This is a genomic window from Micromonospora sp. WMMC415 (assembly GCF_009707425.1).
Taxonomy (GTDB): Bacteria; Actinomycetota; Actinomycetes; order Mycobacteriales; family Micromonosporaceae; genus Micromonospora.
Map to the genome: position 1 here is coordinate 4,940,534 of NZ_CP046104.1, position 14,684 is coordinate 4,955,217.

General features: G+C 74.4%; 17 protein-coding genes. 12 read left to right on the forward strand and 5 right to left on the reverse strand.

The annotated features are described in order from the left end of the window. Window positions 1-34 precede the first annotated feature (34 nt). The gene (locus GKC29_RS23340; RefSeq protein ID WP_155332858.1) at window positions 35-1,468 is read left to right on the forward strand and encodes an aldehyde dehydrogenase; all 1,434 of its coding nucleotides are present in this window, start codon (window positions 35-37) and stop codon (window positions 1,466-1,468) included. Window positions 1,469-1,519: 51 nt separating this feature from the next. Here GKC29_RS23340 and GKC29_RS23345 read toward each other — a convergent pair whose 3' ends face one another. Continuing rightward, complete coding sequence (locus GKC29_RS23345; protein WP_155332859.1) at window positions 1,520-1,939, reverse strand: ChaB family protein; 420 nt, start codon at window positions 1,937-1,939, stop codon at window positions 1,520-1,522. Between the two features lie 162 nt (window positions 1,940-2,101). Here GKC29_RS23345 and GKC29_RS23350 point away from each other — a divergent pair, with 162 nt between their 5' ends. From GKC29_RS23350 to GKC29_RS23370, 5 genes are all read left to right on the forward strand, one after another. Beyond that, entirely contained in the window at window positions 2,102-3,082 is a 981-nt protein-coding gene (locus GKC29_RS23350) for a YihY/virulence factor BrkB family protein (protein WP_155332860.1), read from the forward strand. A gap of 46 nt (window positions 3,083-3,128) precedes the next feature. Next, the gene (locus tag GKC29_RS23355; RefSeq protein WP_155332861.1) at window positions 3,129-3,545 is read left to right on the forward strand and encodes a DUF2795 domain-containing protein; all 417 of its coding nucleotides are present in this window, start codon (window positions 3,129-3,131) and stop codon (window positions 3,543-3,545) included. Window positions 3,546-3,597: 52 nt separating this feature from the next. Continuing rightward, window positions 3,598-4,059 carry an SRPBCC family protein gene (locus tag GKC29_RS23360; RefSeq protein WP_155332862.1) on the forward strand — a complete coding sequence of 154 codons (462 nt, stop codon included), beginning with the start codon at window positions 3,598-3,600 and terminating at the stop codon, window positions 4,057-4,059. Window positions 4,060-4,156: 97 nt separating this feature from the next. Then, on the forward strand, window positions 4,157-4,417 hold the full coding sequence (locus tag GKC29_RS23365; protein ID WP_155332863.1) for a hypothetical protein: 261 nt from the start codon (window positions 4,157-4,159) through the stop codon (window positions 4,415-4,417). A gap of 196 nt (window positions 4,418-4,613) precedes the next feature. Continuing rightward, window positions 4,614-4,826: a hypothetical protein gene (locus GKC29_RS23370; protein ID WP_130323853.1), complete on the forward strand. Its 213-nt coding sequence runs from the start codon at window positions 4,614-4,616 to the stop codon at window positions 4,824-4,826. A 12-nt stretch (window positions 4,827-4,838) separates the two neighbouring features. Here GKC29_RS23370 and GKC29_RS23375 read toward each other — a convergent pair whose 3' ends face one another. Continuing rightward, window positions 4,839-5,288 (reverse strand): hypothetical protein, encoded by a 450-nt coding sequence (locus GKC29_RS23375; protein ID WP_155332864.1) that lies wholly within the window; start codon window positions 5,286-5,288, stop codon window positions 4,839-4,841. A 162-nt stretch (window positions 5,289-5,450) separates the two neighbouring features. Between GKC29_RS23375 and GKC29_RS23380 the strand changes: the two genes are divergently transcribed. Further along, complete coding sequence (locus tag GKC29_RS23380) at window positions 5,451-5,828, forward strand: DUF6401 family natural product biosynthesis protein (protein ID WP_155332865.1); 378 nt, start codon at window positions 5,451-5,453, stop codon at window positions 5,826-5,828. 108 nt (window positions 5,829-5,936) lie between these two features. On the opposite strand, the gene GKC29_RS23385 is transcribed toward GKC29_RS23380, so the two are convergent. After that, window positions 5,937-6,803 carry a hypothetical protein gene (locus tag GKC29_RS23385; RefSeq protein WP_155332866.1) on the reverse strand — a complete coding sequence of 289 codons (867 nt, stop codon included), beginning with the start codon at window positions 6,801-6,803 and terminating at the stop codon, window positions 5,937-5,939. Between the two features lie 189 nt (window positions 6,804-6,992). Here GKC29_RS23385 and GKC29_RS23390 point away from each other — a divergent pair, with 189 nt between their 5' ends. From GKC29_RS23390 to GKC29_RS23400, 3 genes are all read left to right on the forward strand, one after another. Continuing rightward, on the forward strand, window positions 6,993-9,122 hold the full coding sequence (locus GKC29_RS23390; RefSeq protein WP_155332867.1) for a SpoIIE family protein phosphatase: 2,130 nt from the start codon (window positions 6,993-6,995) through the stop codon (window positions 9,120-9,122). A gap of 136 nt (window positions 9,123-9,258) precedes the next feature. Then, window positions 9,259-9,936 carry an HAD family hydrolase gene (locus tag GKC29_RS23395; protein ID WP_155332868.1) on the forward strand — a complete coding sequence of 226 codons (678 nt, stop codon included), beginning with the start codon at window positions 9,259-9,261 and terminating at the stop codon, window positions 9,934-9,936. Window positions 9,937-10,043: 107 nt separating this feature from the next. Further along, window positions 10,044-11,324, forward strand: a complete 1,281-nt coding sequence (locus tag GKC29_RS23400) for a sodium:proton antiporter (RefSeq protein ID WP_155332869.1) — start codon at window positions 10,044-10,046, stop codon at window positions 11,322-11,324. Between the two features lie 9 nt (window positions 11,325-11,333). Here the strand turns inward: GKC29_RS23400 and GKC29_RS23405 are convergent, their stop codons facing one another. Next, window positions 11,334-12,269 carry an NAD(P)/FAD-dependent oxidoreductase gene (locus GKC29_RS23405; RefSeq protein ID WP_155334302.1) on the reverse strand — a complete coding sequence of 312 codons (936 nt, stop codon included), beginning with the start codon at window positions 12,267-12,269 and terminating at the stop codon, window positions 11,334-11,336. A gap of 110 nt (window positions 12,270-12,379) precedes the next feature. Here GKC29_RS23405 and GKC29_RS23410 point away from each other — a divergent pair, with 110 nt between their 5' ends. Continuing rightward, a complete protein-coding gene (locus GKC29_RS23410; RefSeq protein WP_155332870.1) occupies window positions 12,380-12,595 on the forward strand; it encodes a DUF3072 domain-containing protein in 216 nt (71 codons plus the stop codon). A gap of 38 nt (window positions 12,596-12,633) precedes the next feature. Here GKC29_RS23410 and GKC29_RS23415 read toward each other — a convergent pair whose 3' ends face one another. After that, entirely contained in the window at window positions 12,634-13,134 is a 501-nt protein-coding gene (locus tag GKC29_RS23415) for a metallophosphoesterase (RefSeq protein ID WP_155332871.1), read from the reverse strand. A gap of 167 nt (window positions 13,135-13,301) precedes the next feature. Here GKC29_RS23415 and GKC29_RS23420 point away from each other — a divergent pair, with 167 nt between their 5' ends. Beyond that, the gene (locus GKC29_RS23420; RefSeq protein ID WP_155332872.1) at window positions 13,302-14,678 is read left to right on the forward strand and encodes a glycoside hydrolase family 6 protein; all 1,377 of its coding nucleotides are present in this window, start codon (window positions 13,302-13,304) and stop codon (window positions 14,676-14,678) included. The last annotated feature ends 6 nt before the right edge of the window (window positions 14,679-14,684 follow it).

The following is a 14,684-nucleotide window of genomic DNA, read 5'->3' on the forward strand; positions in this document are numbered from 1 at the left end:
TTTGCCTCGTGCGGGCCGGGGCATCCACTGCCGCATGTACACGGTTGCACAGCTCATTGGTGGAGTGTGGGGCGCGGGCGGCGAGGGGGGCGAACTGGTCGTCCACGACCCGGCCGACGGGTCCCGGGTCAGCTCGGTGCCGGTCGCGACGGCGGACGAGGTCGGCAAGGCGGTGGAGGCGGCGCGTGATGTCGCGGCCGACTGGGCGGCGACCGCTATGGCCGATCGGGCCGCCGCCCTGCACCGGGCGGCGGACGCGGTGGCGGCCGTGGCCGACGAGCTGGCCCGGGCGACCACGGCCGAGATGGGTAAGCCCGTCGCCGACGCGCGCGGCGGGGTGGACGCGGGCATCGGCACGTTGCGACAGTACGCCGAACTCGCCCCGGTGCGCGGCGGGCGGACGCTGCACGGCGGTCACCACGCGATGGACTTCATGATTCCCCAACCGCGGGGCGTGGTGGCCGCGATCACCCCCTGGAACGATCCCGTGGCGGTCTCCTGCGGTCTGCTCGGCGCCGCTCTGGTCACCGGCAACGTGGTCCTCTACAAGCCCAGCGAGCGCACCCCGGCCACCGGCTGGCTGCTGGCCAGGGCCCTCGACGAGGCGCTGCCGGCCGGGGTGCTGTCGCTGCTGACCGGTGGGCCCGAGGTGGGCGCCGCGCTGGCCGCCCAGCCGGTTGACCTGGTCGCCCACGTCGGGTCCACGGCCACCGGCCGGGCCATCGCCGCGGCGGCGGCCCGCACCGGGGCGAAGGTGCTGCTGGAGAACGGCGGCAGCGACCCCCTCGTCGTCGACGGCGACGTGGATCCGGTCTGGGCCGCCGGGCAGGCGGCGCTCGGCGCGTTCGCCAACGCCGGCCAGATCTGCGTGGCGGTGGAGCGCATCTACGTCCACCGGGACGTGGCCGAGGACTTCGTCGACGCCCTGGTCGAGCGGGCGCAGGCACTGCGGGTGGGTCCCGGCACCGACCCGGCGACCGAGCTGGGCCCGCTGGTCGACCGTCGGCACCGCGACCACGTGCACGGGCAGGTCACGGCGGCGGTGGCGGAGGGCGCCCGGCTCCGCGCCGGCGGCACCCTGCCCGACGGTACCGGCGCGTTCTACCCGGCGACCGTGGTCACCGAGTGCCGGCACGACATGACCCTCGTCCGCGAGGAGACCTTCGGGCCGGTCGCCCCGGTCGTCGTGGTCGACTCGTTCTCCGAGGGGCTGCGCTGCGCGGCCGACTCGCCGTACGGGCTCGCCGCGACGGTGCTGACCGGCTCGATGAGCCACGCCCAGCGGGCCTGGCGCGAACTGCCGGTCGGCACCGTCAAGGTCAACGCGGTCTTCGGCGGCGCGCCGGGCGGTGCCGCGCATCCGCGCCGCGGCAGCGGCCAGGGCTTCGGGTACGGCCCGGAGCTGCTCGACGAGTTCACCGCCACGAAGGCGGTGCACATCGAGGCTCCCGGCGGCGGCCACTGGTGAGCACGGGACCGGGGCCGCCCGGCCGGGGCGGCCCCGTGGTCTCGCGTACCCCTATCGGGAGCGGGCCTTGGCCTTCTCCCTGGTCTTGGTCGTCGCCCGGTTGTTGGCCTTCTGGATGGCCTTGACCAGTTCCGGCTTGGTCATGGTGGACCGGCCGGGGACGTCCAGCTTGCGGGCGACCTTCATGAGGTGGTCCTTGGTGGCGTTCGCGTCCACACCGGCGGCCGTCTCGGCGCGCCGCTGCGGGCCGCCGCCGGCCGCCTGCCGGTCGCTGGGGCCCTTGCGACCCTTCGGTTCCCAGTGGTCGCCGACCTTCTCGAACTGGTGCTTGACCGCGGCGAAGGCGGTCCGGTGCGACCGCTCCCCCTCGCCGTACGTCTCCACCGCCGAGTCGTGCGTCTTCGCCCACGTGCGCTGCGCCTTCTCCGGGGAGCGCCGCAGCGTGCTGGGCATGTCCTCGCGCCCGGGCATCTCGTCCTCCTCCGCGTCGATGGTCTCTGGTTGACCGTTCCCTCGGGGCCGGGCGGCAAACCGGCGCGTCGGGTTTGTCGATTTCCGGCCCGGGGTACCGGCGGGGCCAGGCGACACCGGGCGCATCCCGACGTCCGGGGCCGGTGGCACAGGGAGCGGGCCATGACGACGACGGAGCCCGGCACGGCGGTCCGCGAGTCGCCGCGGTCGCGGCTGCCCGGGCGGGTCCGGCAGGTGAGCTGGCGGACCTGGCGGGGCGTGCTGGTACGCAGCGCCCGCAACTTCGTCCGGGACAACTGCGCCGACTGGGCGGCGGCCCTGACCTACTACGGCGTGCTCGCGCTCTTCCCCTCCACGATCGTGGTGGTCGCACTGGTCGGGCTCGTCTCCGAGGGCGAACGGACCGTGGACACGGTCCTCGACCTGGCCCGCGACGTGGGCGCCGGGTCGGTCGTCGCCAACGAGGGCTTCGTGGGCGTGGTCCGGGGCGTGGTCGAGGAGCAGAGCGGCGCGAGTGTGCTGCTGAGTTTCGGTCTGCTCGGCGCCCTCTGGTCGGCCTCGGGCTTCATCGGCGCGTTCACCCGGGCCTCGAACGCCGTGTACGGGGTCGAGGAGGGGCGGCCGGTGTGGAAGCTGCGGCCGATGCAGATCGGGCTCGCCGCCGTCTCGCTGGTGCTCCTGGCCGTGGTCGCGGTCGGGCTGATCGTCAGCGGCCCGGTGACCGACGCCGTGGGTGACCTGATCGGCGCCGGTGGACTGGCCCGCACGGTGTGGAGCGTCGTCAAGTGGCCCGTGCTGGCGCTGATCATGATGGTGCTGCTGAGCCTGCTGTTCTGGATCGCGCCGAACGTCCGGCAGCCCCGCTTCCGCTGGCTCACCCCGGGCGGCGTGGTCGCCCTGCTCTCCTGGGTCGTCGCCTCCGCCGGCTTCGGCCTGTACGTGGCCAACTTCGGTTCGTACGACGCCACGTACGGCAGCCTCGGGGCGGTCATCGCCTTCCTGGTGTGGCTCTACCTGTCCAACTCGGCGCTGATGCTCGGCGTGCAGATCAACGCGGAACTCCAGCGTGGCCGGGCGTTGCAGGCCGGCGCCCGGCGCCCCGAGGAGCCGCTGCTGCCGCCCAAGGCGGAGGCCGGTACGTGACGCTCTGCCGGGTTTACCGGGCACCCCACCGGGTAGCGCAGGAGGCATGGAACGCGTCAACAGCAAGCACGGACCGAGGCTCGACGAGCAGATGAGCCAGGAGGTCGCCGGCCTCGTGCAGGGGCCGGGGACCGGGGGCTCGCGGGTCGACGAGCAGCGGGTGCCGGAACCGGCGGGTGAGGACCAGCCGGAGACGACGACGGCACCGGCCGGCGAGCTCCGGAGCGGGGCGCCCAAGGGGATGAGTTCCCGGGACGTCGAGGATCGGAGCCGGCTGGGGCGGTTCATCACCATGTCGGCACTGCCCGGTGACCGAGCGACGCTGATCGCCAACGCGCGGGACAACGACGCGCCGGACGACATCATCACCGCCCTGGAGGGGCTGCCGGAGGGCATCCACTACCAGACGGTGTCCGAGGTGTGGGCGGCGCTCGGCAACAAGAACGAGACGACCCGCTGGTGACCGGATCTCCCCACGATCCGGAACAAAGCACCGGCGGAGAGGAGGACACCTGATGAGTGGCGTCATGGAACACGTGGACGTGTCGGTCCCGGTGCGGACCGCGTACGACCAGTGGACTCAGTTCGAGGATTTTCCGCACTTCATGGAGGGTGTGCAGGAGGTCCGCCAGCTCACCGACACGATGACCCACTGGACCGTCGAGATCGCCGGGGTGAAGCGCGAGTTCGACGCGGAGATCACCGAGCAGCTGCCCGACGAGCGGGTGGCCTGGCGCTCGACCGGCGGCACCAAGCACGCGGGCGTGGTTACCTTCCACCGGCTGGACGAGAGCTCCAGCCGGGTCACCCTCCAGCTGGAGTTCGAGCCGCACGGCGTCCTCGAGCAGGCCGGTGACAAGCTCGGCGTGGTCGACCGGCGCGCCAAGGGTGACCTGGAGCGGTTCAAGCAGTACATCGAGCGGCGCGGTCAGGAGACCGGCGCCTGGCGGGGCAAGGTCGACCGCCCGCAGCCCTGACCCCCGACCCGGACCTTCGACGGCCGCCGGCACCGCCGGCGGCCGTCGGCCGCGCCGGTCGGGTTTCGCGGGGGTCGGGTCGGGTACCGCACCAGGTATGACGGACGAGAAGAAGGTGTGGCGCGACGAGGACCGGACTCCCATCCAGGAGCTGGACCGGGCCGTCGCCCGCTCGACGCTGGACGGCCAGGCCGACGACGTGACCGGCAACGACGCCGGCGAGGAGGCCGCCTTCGGGCACGGGCCGGAGGCGGTCGACCGCGGTGGCCAGGCGGCCGGCGCGGGCCGCGAGCCGACCGACCCGGACCGCGCGTACCGGCCGTCGACCACCGGCCGGACCGGCCCCGACACCCTGTGACGGGCCGAATCCGCCGTGGGGGATGTGACCGATCTCGACGGTCCGGCGGTACCGCCTTCCGGCTCCGGCCGCCGGGCCGCTGACCTCCCCCGACAGGACAAGAATCACGGTACGTGCGTCCGCGAATGCGGACAGCACAGCCAGAATCGGCCGTTCGGCTGACGGCAACCCCCGTGCCGCGCGCAAGACTTTCGGGATGCAACAGGGCAACGGCATCCTCTCGACCCGTCAGCGTCGCCTGGCCTGGCTCGGCTTCCTGCTCGCCGCCGTCCAGGCTCCGGTCTCCGCCAAGCTGGTGTCGGACAGCTCCTGGCTGTTCAGCCTCTGCGTGGCGCTGATGGTGGCTACCGTGATCATCGCCGACGACGCGGCCCGCCGTCGCCCCGCCGAGGCCCGCTCCCGCGACTGACCCTCGCGACCGTCAGCCACCCGCCCCCGGGCGGGCCTCGTGACCCGGTCGATCCCGGGTGCGGCGCCGCTCCTTCATCTCCGCCTCGTAGAGGTGCCGGCGCCCACCGACCAGTTCCTCGCGGGCCCGCCGGTCGAGGTCACGGAAGAGCGCGTAGTAGCCGTCGTCGAAGTCCTCGACGATCTGGAAGGTCCACCGGCCGGCGATGACGTTGCGGCCCAGCAGCTCGGTGTCGATGCGGTCGGCGATGTCGTCGTGCCCGGCGGTCCGGAACATCTCCACCGCGTCGTCCAGCATCAGGTCGGCGTGCCCGACGAGCTGGTGCAGCGAGTAGAGGTGCCCGCGTACCCGCTCGACGCACTCCAGCGCCTCGCTGAGCTTGCCGAGCGCGGCGACCGTGCCGTCGCTCACCCCGGCGGGCCGCCGGTGCCGCTCGTCTGGTCCGTCCGTGCCTGCTGCCATCCGTGCCTCCGCGTTCTCGGCATGCCGCTTCCGGGGCGGTCCTCTTCCGCTCCGCTCGCGCCCGCTCACTCCGTCGGGCGCGGGTCGGCCGACCGGTGGAGGAACAGAAACCACCGAGTGGACGAGGTCGACCACCGGTTCGGCCGGTTAGCCTCGTTCCCCATGCGCGTGCCGTTCAACCAGGTCACCCCCCGTACCGCCGTCGGCTCCGCCCGGTCGACGCTGGCCGCCCTGTCCGCGACCGTGGGCGCCGCCGGGCTCGCCGCGGCCGCCGTCCGGCCCGGCCTGCTCGCGCTGGTCGACCAGCACGCCGCGGCGATCCGGGAGAGCCTCGCCGGGGACCGCCGACCGCTGACCGCCGCCGCCCTGGCCGGCTACGCCGACGGCGTACGCGCCGCCGCGGCGGAGCACGACTGGCAGCCGCCGGCCGGTCCGGTCGACTGGTCGGCGCCGGACTGGCTGCTCACGCGCCTGCTCGCGGTCTCCGCGCTGGCCGGCGCCCTGGACGCCCCGAAGCCCGCGTCGCTCCCGCCGCTCTGACCCGGGGCCTGCCCACCAGGGGCCGGCCCGCGCGCACCGGGCCCGGGCACCGCACGACGGAGGGCGCCCGCCGTCGCGGACACCCTCCGTCGCTCCGTCCCCGCCCGCTCAGCGGCGGAACTGCCGGGTCTCGTCGGTCGCGCTGGGCGACTGGTAGGTGCCCTGCCCGCCGGCCATGCTCGCCGACGACTCCCGGGACATCACCTGCGTCCGCTCGGCACCGGCCCGGTCGGCCATCTGCCGCTCGACGTCGCTGCGGCCCGCGCCCTGCGCCTGCCGGTGCTGCTGGATGGCACGCGACTCCTCGGCCATCCGGTTCAGCCAGCCGTCCCAGCGGCTCTGCATCGGCTTGACCAGACCACCGCCGACCCCGACGACCAGGATGCCGGCCACCGTGGCGAGCACCGCGACCAGCACCGGCGTGGTCACCGTGGTGGCGATGCCGACCTGGTTCAGCGCCGCGATCACACCGAGCGCCAGGATGAAGACGGCTGCCAGGTCGGCCAGGACCCGGCCGTACGACAGACCGCCCAGGAAGCCGGTGACCAGGTCACGCACCGCGTTCGCGATGGCGGCGGCCACGACCACGATCACGATCGCCACGAACGCGCGCGGCAGCCAGGCGACCACGCCGCTGATCAGGTCACTGATCGCGTTCGGTCCCCACACGCCGAACGCGAACTGCAGCGTGAACAGCAGCACGGCGTAGTACGCGAGCTTCGCGAGGATGTCGCTGGCGTCGTACTTCGTGCGTTCCAACGCCTTCTTGATGCCGCCGCGCTCCACCGCCCGGTCGAAGTTCACCCGTTCCAGCACCTTGTCCACGATCTTGAGGACGGCTCGGGCGATGAGCCATCCGACCACGAGGATCGCGATGAACGCGATGGCCCTCGGTATGAACAACAGCACCGATCTCCACATGTCGGCCACGGCATTGCCGATATCGACCTGCCTGGCCGCGAGGGTTTCCGGCATGATGTCCCTCCTGTCGCATGGACTACGCCGCGCGCATACCCGGTCGGTCCGGCGGCACGCCGTCCGGGTGCCCCGCATTTTCCCGACATGACGCCATAGAGCTGTCCTGACCTGGCGAAACGGACGTAGCCGGTGGAGCCGGCGGCATGATCGGAGCCGGCCGGTGGACCCTGCCGCTAGGCTTCGGGCATGCCAGGAACGGTCGGACGGGTGCCCACGCCACCAGCGCCGGTCTCGGCCGGACCCGCGTCCTCGGGCGCGGCGGCCGACGTGTACGCCCACGACTGGGCCGGCACGTCCCTCGGCCCCCGGCCCGGCTGGGACCCGGCCCTCCGCGCCGCCGCCGAGCTGGTGCTCTCCTCGCCGGTCCCGATGGCTCTCGCCCTCGACGACGACTTCCTGCTGCTCTACAACGACGGCTACGCCGAGCTCATCGGCGACAAGCACCCGGAGGCGATCGGCCGCCCGGCTGCCGAGGTGTTCGGGGAGGTGTGGCAGCTGCCGGGCGTCGGGGAGGCCGTCGAGCGGACGTACCGCACCGGTGAGCCGTCGCTGGGCAAGGAGGTCACCCTGCCCCTGCGCCGCCGCCACTCGGGTGCGGTGGAGCACGCCGTCTTCACGCGGGGCTACTCGGCCGTCCGCGACAGCGACGGCCGGATCGCCGGCGTCCTCGTCGTCGCGGCGGAGACCACCCAGGTCACCCGGCAGCTCCAGAGCCTGAGCGACCTCGCCGCCGCGCTCGCCGGCACGCTCACCCTGGACGACGTGGCACGGGTCGCGCTGCGTCACGCGCTCGCCTCCTTCGACGCCGACCGGGTGTCCTTCGGGGTGGACGAGAGCGGCGGCGGCTGGCGGATGGTCCGCCGGCTGCGGGGCGAGCTGATCGACGAGGCCGACGAGCGGCTCCCGCCGCTGTGGCGGCGCTTCCCGCCGGATTCGGCGGCGCCGCTGGTGGTCGCGGCCCGCGTCGGGAAGGCCCGCTTCGTCGACGACGGCGAGCCGCTGCGGGAGACCGCGGTGGACCGCCACGACCAGAAGATCCAGGCCCTGGCCGCCGTGCCGCTGCCGGGTGCCGTCGTCCGCGGCGGCCTGACCGTGGGGTACCAGGCCGCGCACGCCTGGTCGGCCGCCGAGCGGGCACTGCTGCACGCCTCCGCCGAGCTGGTCGGGCAGGCGGCCGGGCGGGCCCGCCGGTTCGAGACCCAGCACGGTACGGCCCAACTCCTGCAACGCAGCATGCTTCCGGCGCACCTGCCGGACCTGCCCCGGCTGCGCATCGCCGCCCGCTACGACCCCGGTGTCGACGGCAACGCGGCCGGGGGGGACTTCTACGACGCCTTCCTCCTGCCCACCGGCGGGCTGGCCGTCGTCCTCGGCGACGTGGCCGGGCACGACGTGCAGGCGGCCGCCCGGATGGGGCAGGTCCGGGCGGCGCTGCGCGCGCTGGCCCTGGCCGACCCCCGGCCGGACGCTGTGCTCGCCGGCCTCGACCGGCTGGTGACCAGCCTGGGCGCCGAGGGCGGCACCCACGAGCTGTTCGTCACCGTGGCGCTCGGGGTGATCGACGCCGACCGGCAGCGGCTCACGCTCGCCAGCGCCGGCCACCCCGCACCGTTGATCCGCCGGTGCGCCGCCGACGGTGAGCCGTACGCCGAGTACGCCGACGTGCCCACCGGCGCCCCGCTGGGCCTGGGCTGCCGACCGGCGACCACCACCGTCCGGTTCTCGCCCGGCGACACGCTCCTGCTGTTCAGCGACGGCGTGGTGGAGCGACGCCGGCAGGGGCTGGGCACCGGCCTGGACGCGCTGGCCAGCGCGGTCGCGGGGGCCGGCAGCAGCGACCCGCGCGCGCTCTGCGCGGTGGCGACCGCCGCCGTGGCGGGCACCACCGACGACGACGTGGCCGTGCTGGCCGTGGAGCACGCCCTGCGACCGAGCCGGTCGACCAGCATGGAGGTGCCGGCCGAGCCGACGGCGCCGAGCCGGGTCCGCCACTGGATGACCGCGCAGCTCACCGAGTGGCAGGTGCCGGAGTCCGTCATCGGCGCGGCGGTGCTCTGCACCAGCGAGCTGACCACCAACGCTCTGCTGCACGCCGGGACCGCCGCCCGGGTGGAGATCGACCTGAGCCCGGAGCGGCTGCTCGTGTCGGTCGCCGACTCGGGCACCCGGGGCACCGTCACCAGGGCGCAGACCGACACGTTGAGCAGCCGGGGCCGGGGTCTCGGCCTGATCGAGGAGCTGAGCGACGCGTGGGGCACGGACCCGACCGTCCGGGGCTCGACGGTGTGGTTCGAGATCCTCGTCCCCGACCGGTGACGAGCGGGCCGTTGCCCGGCCGGTGACGGGTGCCGCGCGCCACGAGCTGCGGTGGGCGGTGCCGGGCGGGCGATTCCCCTCCGCGACGACGGGCCGGTGGGCGTCGAGCGGGCCCGCGGCGGGTAGGAGGTCGGGCATGCCGCACGACAACGCCTCGGGTGTCCTCTTCGACGTGGACGGCACCCTGGTCGACACGACGTACCTGCACACGGTGAGCTGGTGGGAGGCGCTGCGCCAGACCGGCCGGCCGGTGCCGATGGCCACCATCCACCGCGCGATCGGCATGGGCTCGGACAAGCTCCTCGACCACCTGCTCGGGGCGGAGCGGGACCACGACGTGGACAGCCGCCTGCGGGAGGCCCACGACACCCTGTACGGCGAGTACTGGGAGCGCCTGGAGCCGCTCCCCCGCGCCGCCGACCTGCTGCGGGCGTGCGCCGACCGGGGGCTACGGGTCGTGCTGGCGACGTCGGCCGCCGAGCACGAGGTGGGGGCGCTGCGCCGGGCCCTGGCCGCGGACGATGTCATCGACACCGTCACCTCGTCGGCGGACGCCCAGGAGAGCAAACCCGCCCCGGACATCCTGGTGGCCGCGCTGGACCAGGCCGGCCTCGACGCCACCCGGGCGGTGTTCGTCGGCGACTCGGTCTGGGACGTCGCCGCGGCCGGCCGGCTCGGCGTCCCCTGCGTCGGCCTGACGTGCGGCGGCACCAGCCGGGGCGAGCTGGCCGGGGCGGGCGCGGTCGCCGTGTACGACGATCCGGCCGCACTCCTCGACGGGCTCGCCGACTCGCCGCTGGCCGTACCGCGCTGACCGCACGGGCCGAGTGGGCCGAGTCGACAGGAATACCGGTACGGCATCGTGGGCACTGTCTGACACCACCTGCCCGTACGCCGCGGGCGAGGCGGAGAGGTGGTGTCGTGGAACCCGTCGACGTCGCGTACGCGCTGGTGGGACTGGGGGCGCTGCTGGCGGGGATCCTGCCGCGCGTGCTGGAGCGCCGTCCCCTGTCCATGCCGATCGCCTTCCTGGGCCTCGGCATGCTGATCTTCCTACTGCCGACCGGCCTGCCGGAGCCCGATCCCCTGGCGCACCCCGACATCGCCACCCACCTCACCGAGATCGGCGTGATCGTCGCCCTGATGGGCGCCGGACTGAAGATCGACCGGCCGTTGAGCTGGCGGCGCTGGTCGTCGACCTGGCGGCTGCTGGCGATCGCCATGCCGCTGTGCATCGCGGCCGTGGCGCTGCTCGGGTGGTGGTGGGCCGGGCTCGTGCCGGCCGCCGCGTTGCTGCTGGGCGCGGCTCTGGCGCCCACCGACCCGGTGCTCGCCGCCGACGTGCAGGTCGGTGAACCCACCGACGTCGAGGACTCCGAGGACGAGGTCCGGTTCGCCCTCACCTCGGAGGCGGGGCTGAACGACGGCCTGGCCTTCCCCTTCGTGTACGCGGCGATCGCGATCGCCACCACCGGTCTCGCCCCGGCGCGCTGGCTGGCCGACTGGGTCACCGTCGACCTGCTGTGGAAGGTGGCGGCGGGGACGGCCGGCGGCTGGCTCATCGGGTGGCTGCTCGGCAAGCTGTTCTTCCGCGCCCCGAGCGAGCTGCGGCTGGCGCGGCACGCCGAGGGCTTCCTCGCGCTCGCCGCGACGTTCCTCGCGTACGGGTTGGTGGAGCTCGTCGGCGGGTACGGCTTCCTGGCGGTCTTCGTCGCCGCCCGGGCGATCCGCGCCGCCGAGCGGACGCACGAGTTCCACTCCGTGCTGCACGACTTCGCCGAGCAGGTGGAGCGGCTGCTCACCGTCATGCTTCTGCTGCTGTTCGGCGGTGCCGTGGTCGGGGGCCTCCTCGGGCCCCTGACGTGGACGGCGGCGGCGGTCGGCCTGGCGCTGGTGTTCGTGGTCCGGCCGCTGGTCGGCTGGCTGGCGCTGCGCGGGGCGCCGGGCCGTACGGCCGAGCACTGGGTGATCGCCCTGTTCGGCATCCGCGGCGTCGGCTCGTTCTTCTATCTCGCGTACGCGACCACGAAGGCCGACTTCCCGCAGGCCGAGCTGCTCTGGGCCACGGTCGGCCTGGTGGTGGTCGTGTCGGTGGTGGTGCACGGCATCGCCGCCACCCCGGTGATGCAGTTGCTCGACCGCTCCGGCGAACGCACTCAGGACACCGCGACGACCCGCACTCCCGAACCCGCGACGGCGTGACCGCGTGGGTCAGCTGAGGCGGGCGGTCAGGGCGCGGCCCAGGTCGTGGCCGGAGCGCCAGGCGGTCTGCACCCGGGGTGGGCCGAAGGCGTCGCCGGCCAGGCCGATCGCGTCGTCGTCGAGGTGGTACGTCCCCTCGGCACCGGCCGTCGGTTTGGCGTACGTCCACCGGTGCACGTGCAGCTGCTCGGCCGGCTCGGGCAGGGCGAGCAGGTCCCGTACCGCCTCCTCGACGGCCGGTCCGGCGGCGGTGGGCTGGAGGAGGTGACCGGCGGCGAACGCGGGGGTGGTGTGCGCGACCAGGACCGGGGCGCCGTCGCCCCGCCGGTCGCCGTCGTCGCAGACCAGCGCCAGCACCGGATGGTCGTTGACGAAGGCACCCCGGAAGTCGGCCCACCGGCGGTCCGGGAACCGCAGCACGACGGCGAGCGACGGCGACCAGGTCTGCGCCTGGACGGCCCGGGTCGCCGCCGCCAAAGCCGGGTCGAGCAGGAGTGCCGCCTGCGGTCCCGGCATGGCGAGCGCCACCGCCGCGCAGGGCCGGCCGTCGACCACCGGCCCGGGTTCCACGCCGAGCACCAGGCGGTCCACGGCCACGGGCAGGTCCCGGGCGAGGTGCTCGACCAGCGAGCGCAGTCCACGGGGCGCCGCCCACCGCATCGGTCCGGCCACTTCGTGGCGGCCCTGCGCGCCGTACGCCAGGAAGGTGTCCGTCCACTCGCGGACCAGGCCCGCGGCCTGCCACTCCGCCACCAGGGCGGCGAAGCCGGGGTCGCTGGCCGTGAAGTAGGCCGCCCCCAGGTCGGCCGGACGGCCGTCGAAGCGCTTGCTGGCCATCCGCCCGCCGGCGACCCGCCCACGTTCCCGGATCTGCACCGGGATGCCGGCGCGGGCCAGCTCGCGGGCGCACGCCACCCCGGCGATGCCGGCCCCGACCACGATCACACCCGCGTCCGTACTCACCGCGCGATCGTAGTGAACGGCTGCCGGAATCCACCCGCATGGACACGCCGAGGCTGGGTACTGGCACATCTGTTCGAAGGAGGGTGGAGATCATGACGGACCGAGGGAACGGCCGGGCGAACCCGGAGGCCGCTGTCAAGGACCCGGACGAGTGGGTCACCGGCGAGGAGCCACCGACCGCGGCGCAGGAGTCGTACCTGGCGACGCTGTCCCGCGAGGCGGGCGAGGAGCCGCCGGAGGGCCTCACCAAGGCGGAGGCCTCGAAGCGGATCGACGAACTCCAGGAGGAGACCGGCCGGGGCCGGTGACGCGGCGGGCCGGCCGGCGGGTGGCCGGCCGGCCCGGCTCAGCGGCGCGGCAGGCGGTGCAGTTCGACGTCGGCCAGCCGCCGGGCGTCGACCCGCGCGGTGAGGTAGGTGGCGTACGGCTGGGCGCGCCGGTCGGTCGGCGAGCCGGGGTTGAGCAGCCGCAGGCCGCCCGGCGCGACGGTGTCCCACGGGATGTGGGAGTGCCCGAAGACCAGCAGGTCGACGTCCGGGAACCGGGCCTCGCAGCGCTCCTCGCGCCGGGTCCGCTGCCCCGTCTCGTGCACCACCGCCACCCGGAGCCCGTCGAGGTCGACCTCGGCGATCTCCGGCAACCGGGCACGCAGCGCCGGGCCGTCGTTGTTGCCGTACACCCCGATCAACCGGTTTGCGCGGGTCGCCATGGCGTCCAGGAGCGCCTCGTCGACCCAGTCTCCCGCGTGCAGCACCACGTCCGCGACATCGATGGCGGCCCACAGCGGTGCCGGCAGGTCCCGGGCCCGCTTCGGCACGTGGGTGTCGGCGGTGATGACCAGGCGCATGCCGCCATTCTGCGCCGCCGCGCCAGCGGCGGCGCGGCGGCCGGTCCGACCCGCTGGGGCGGGAACGGGGGCGGGCTTTCTCCACAGCCCTTCACACGACGGCAACGAGGCCGTAGTTTGTCGATATGGGAGCGCTTCCAGCGCCAGACGTCGATACGGGAGACATCATGCGTGCCAGATCGACGCTCGCGGCCACCGCCGCGACCGCCCTCGCCGTCACCGGCGCCGTCGCCGTCGGCCTGGTCGGGGCCCCGGCGGCGGTCGCCGCCGACTCCACCTTCTACGTGGACCCCGCCACGGCGGCCGCCGCCTGGGTCGCCGCCAATCCCGGCGACCCGCGCGCCGCCGTCATCCGGGACCGGATCGCGTCCGTCCCGCAGGGCCGGTGGTTCACCCGGACCAACACCTCGGCGGTACGCGCCGAGGTGGACGCCCTGGTCGGCGCCGCCGCCGCGGCCGGCAGGACGCCGATCCTCGTCGTCTACAACATCCCCAACCGGGACTGCAGCGGCGCCAGCAGTGGCGGCGCACCCGACCACGCCAGCTACCGCCAGTGGGTCGACCAGGTGGCCGCCGGCCTCGCCGGGCGGCCGGCGACGATCGTGCTGGAGCCGGACGTGCTGCCCCTCATGACCAACTGCCAGAACGCCGCACAGCAGGCCGAGACCAGGGCGTCGATGGCGTACGCCGGCAAGCGGCTCAAGGCCGCCTCGTCGGCGGCGAAGGTGTACTTCGACATCGGCCACTCGGCCTGGCTCTCGCCCGGCGAGGCGGCCGCCCGGTTGACCGCCGCGGACATCGCCAACAGCGCCGACGGCATCTCCCTCAACGTCTCGAACTACCGGCGCACCGCCGACGAGATCGCGTACGCCAAGGCGGTGATCGCCGCGACCGGCGTGTCCCGGCTGAAGGCGGTCATCGACACGAGCCGCAACGGCAACGGGCCGGCCGGCTCCGAGTGGTGCGACCCGGCCGGCCGGGCGATCGGCACGCCCAGCACGACGAACACCGGCGACGCCGCGATCGACGCGTTCCTCTGGGTCAAGTTGCCCGGGGAGGCCGACGGCTGCATCGCCCCCGCCGGCCAGTTCGTGCCGCAGCGGGCGAACGACCTGGCGGTCGCGGCCGGCCCGGCCCCGACCACCAGCGCGTCCACGACCGCCCCGCCGACCACCGTCCCACCGACGACGCCGCCCCCGACCACGCCGCCGCCCACCACTCCCCCGCCGACCGGCGGCTGCACGGTGACGTTCACCCCGAACTCGTGGGCGGGTGGCTTCACCGCCGAGTTGCGGGTGACCAACCGGGGCCCGGCGCTGACCGGTTGGACGGTGGCCTTCACCGCCGGCGCCAGCGTACGCCTGACCAGCGGCTGGAACGGCGAGTGGAGCCAGTCGGGCGACCGGATCACCGTCCGCAACGCCGCCTGGAACGCCAGCCTGCCCACCGGGGGTACGGCCAGCACCGGATTCCAGGGCACCTACACCGGGAGCGCGCTCCCGGCGCCGAGCGGATTCACGCTCAACGGCACCGCCTGTTCGTAGACCCCG

Excerpts from the sequence above, each read along its gene's own strand:
- GKC29_RS23340 (WP_155332858.1), top strand. The coding sequence starts at position 35 with ATGTACACGGTTGCACAGCTCATTGGTGGAGTGTGGGGCGCGGGCGGC.
- GKC29_RS23345 (WP_155332859.1), bottom strand. The coding sequence starts at position 1,939 with ATGCCCGGGCGCGAGGACATGCCCAGCACGCTGCGGCGCTCCCCGGAG.
- GKC29_RS23350 (WP_155332860.1), top strand. The coding sequence starts at position 2,102 with ATGACGACGACGGAGCCCGGCACGGCGGTCCGCGAGTCGCCGCGGTCG.
- GKC29_RS23355 (WP_155332861.1), top strand. The coding sequence starts at position 3,129 with ATGGAACGCGTCAACAGCAAGCACGGACCGAGGCTCGACGAGCAGATG.
- GKC29_RS23360 (WP_155332862.1), top strand. The coding sequence starts at position 3,598 with ATGAGTGGCGTCATGGAACACGTGGACGTGTCGGTCCCGGTGCGGACC.
- GKC29_RS23365 (WP_155332863.1), top strand. The coding sequence starts at position 4,157 with ATGACGGACGAGAAGAAGGTGTGGCGCGACGAGGACCGGACTCCCATC.
- GKC29_RS23370 (WP_130323853.1), top strand. The coding sequence starts at position 4,614 with ATGCAACAGGGCAACGGCATCCTCTCGACCCGTCAGCGTCGCCTGGCC.
- GKC29_RS23375 (WP_155332864.1), bottom strand. The coding sequence starts at position 5,288 with ATGGCAGCAGGCACGGACGGACCAGACGAGCGGCACCGGCGGCCCGCC.
- GKC29_RS23380 (WP_155332865.1), top strand. The coding sequence starts at position 5,451 with ATGCGCGTGCCGTTCAACCAGGTCACCCCCCGTACCGCCGTCGGCTCC.
- GKC29_RS23385 (WP_155332866.1), bottom strand. The coding sequence starts at position 6,803 with ATGCCGGAAACCCTCGCGGCCAGGCAGGTCGATATCGGCAATGCCGTG.
- GKC29_RS23390 (WP_155332867.1), top strand. The coding sequence starts at position 6,993 with ATGCCAGGAACGGTCGGACGGGTGCCCACGCCACCAGCGCCGGTCTCG.
- GKC29_RS23395 (WP_155332868.1), top strand. The coding sequence starts at position 9,259 with ATGCCGCACGACAACGCCTCGGGTGTCCTCTTCGACGTGGACGGCACC.
- GKC29_RS23410 (WP_155332870.1), top strand. The coding sequence starts at position 12,380 with ATGACGGACCGAGGGAACGGCCGGGCGAACCCGGAGGCCGCTGTCAAG.
- GKC29_RS23415 (WP_155332871.1), bottom strand. The coding sequence starts at position 13,134 with ATGCGCCTGGTCATCACCGCCGACACCCACGTGCCGAAGCGGGCCCGG.
- GKC29_RS23420 (WP_155332872.1), top strand. The coding sequence starts at position 13,302 with ATGCGTGCCAGATCGACGCTCGCGGCCACCGCCGCGACCGCCCTCGCC.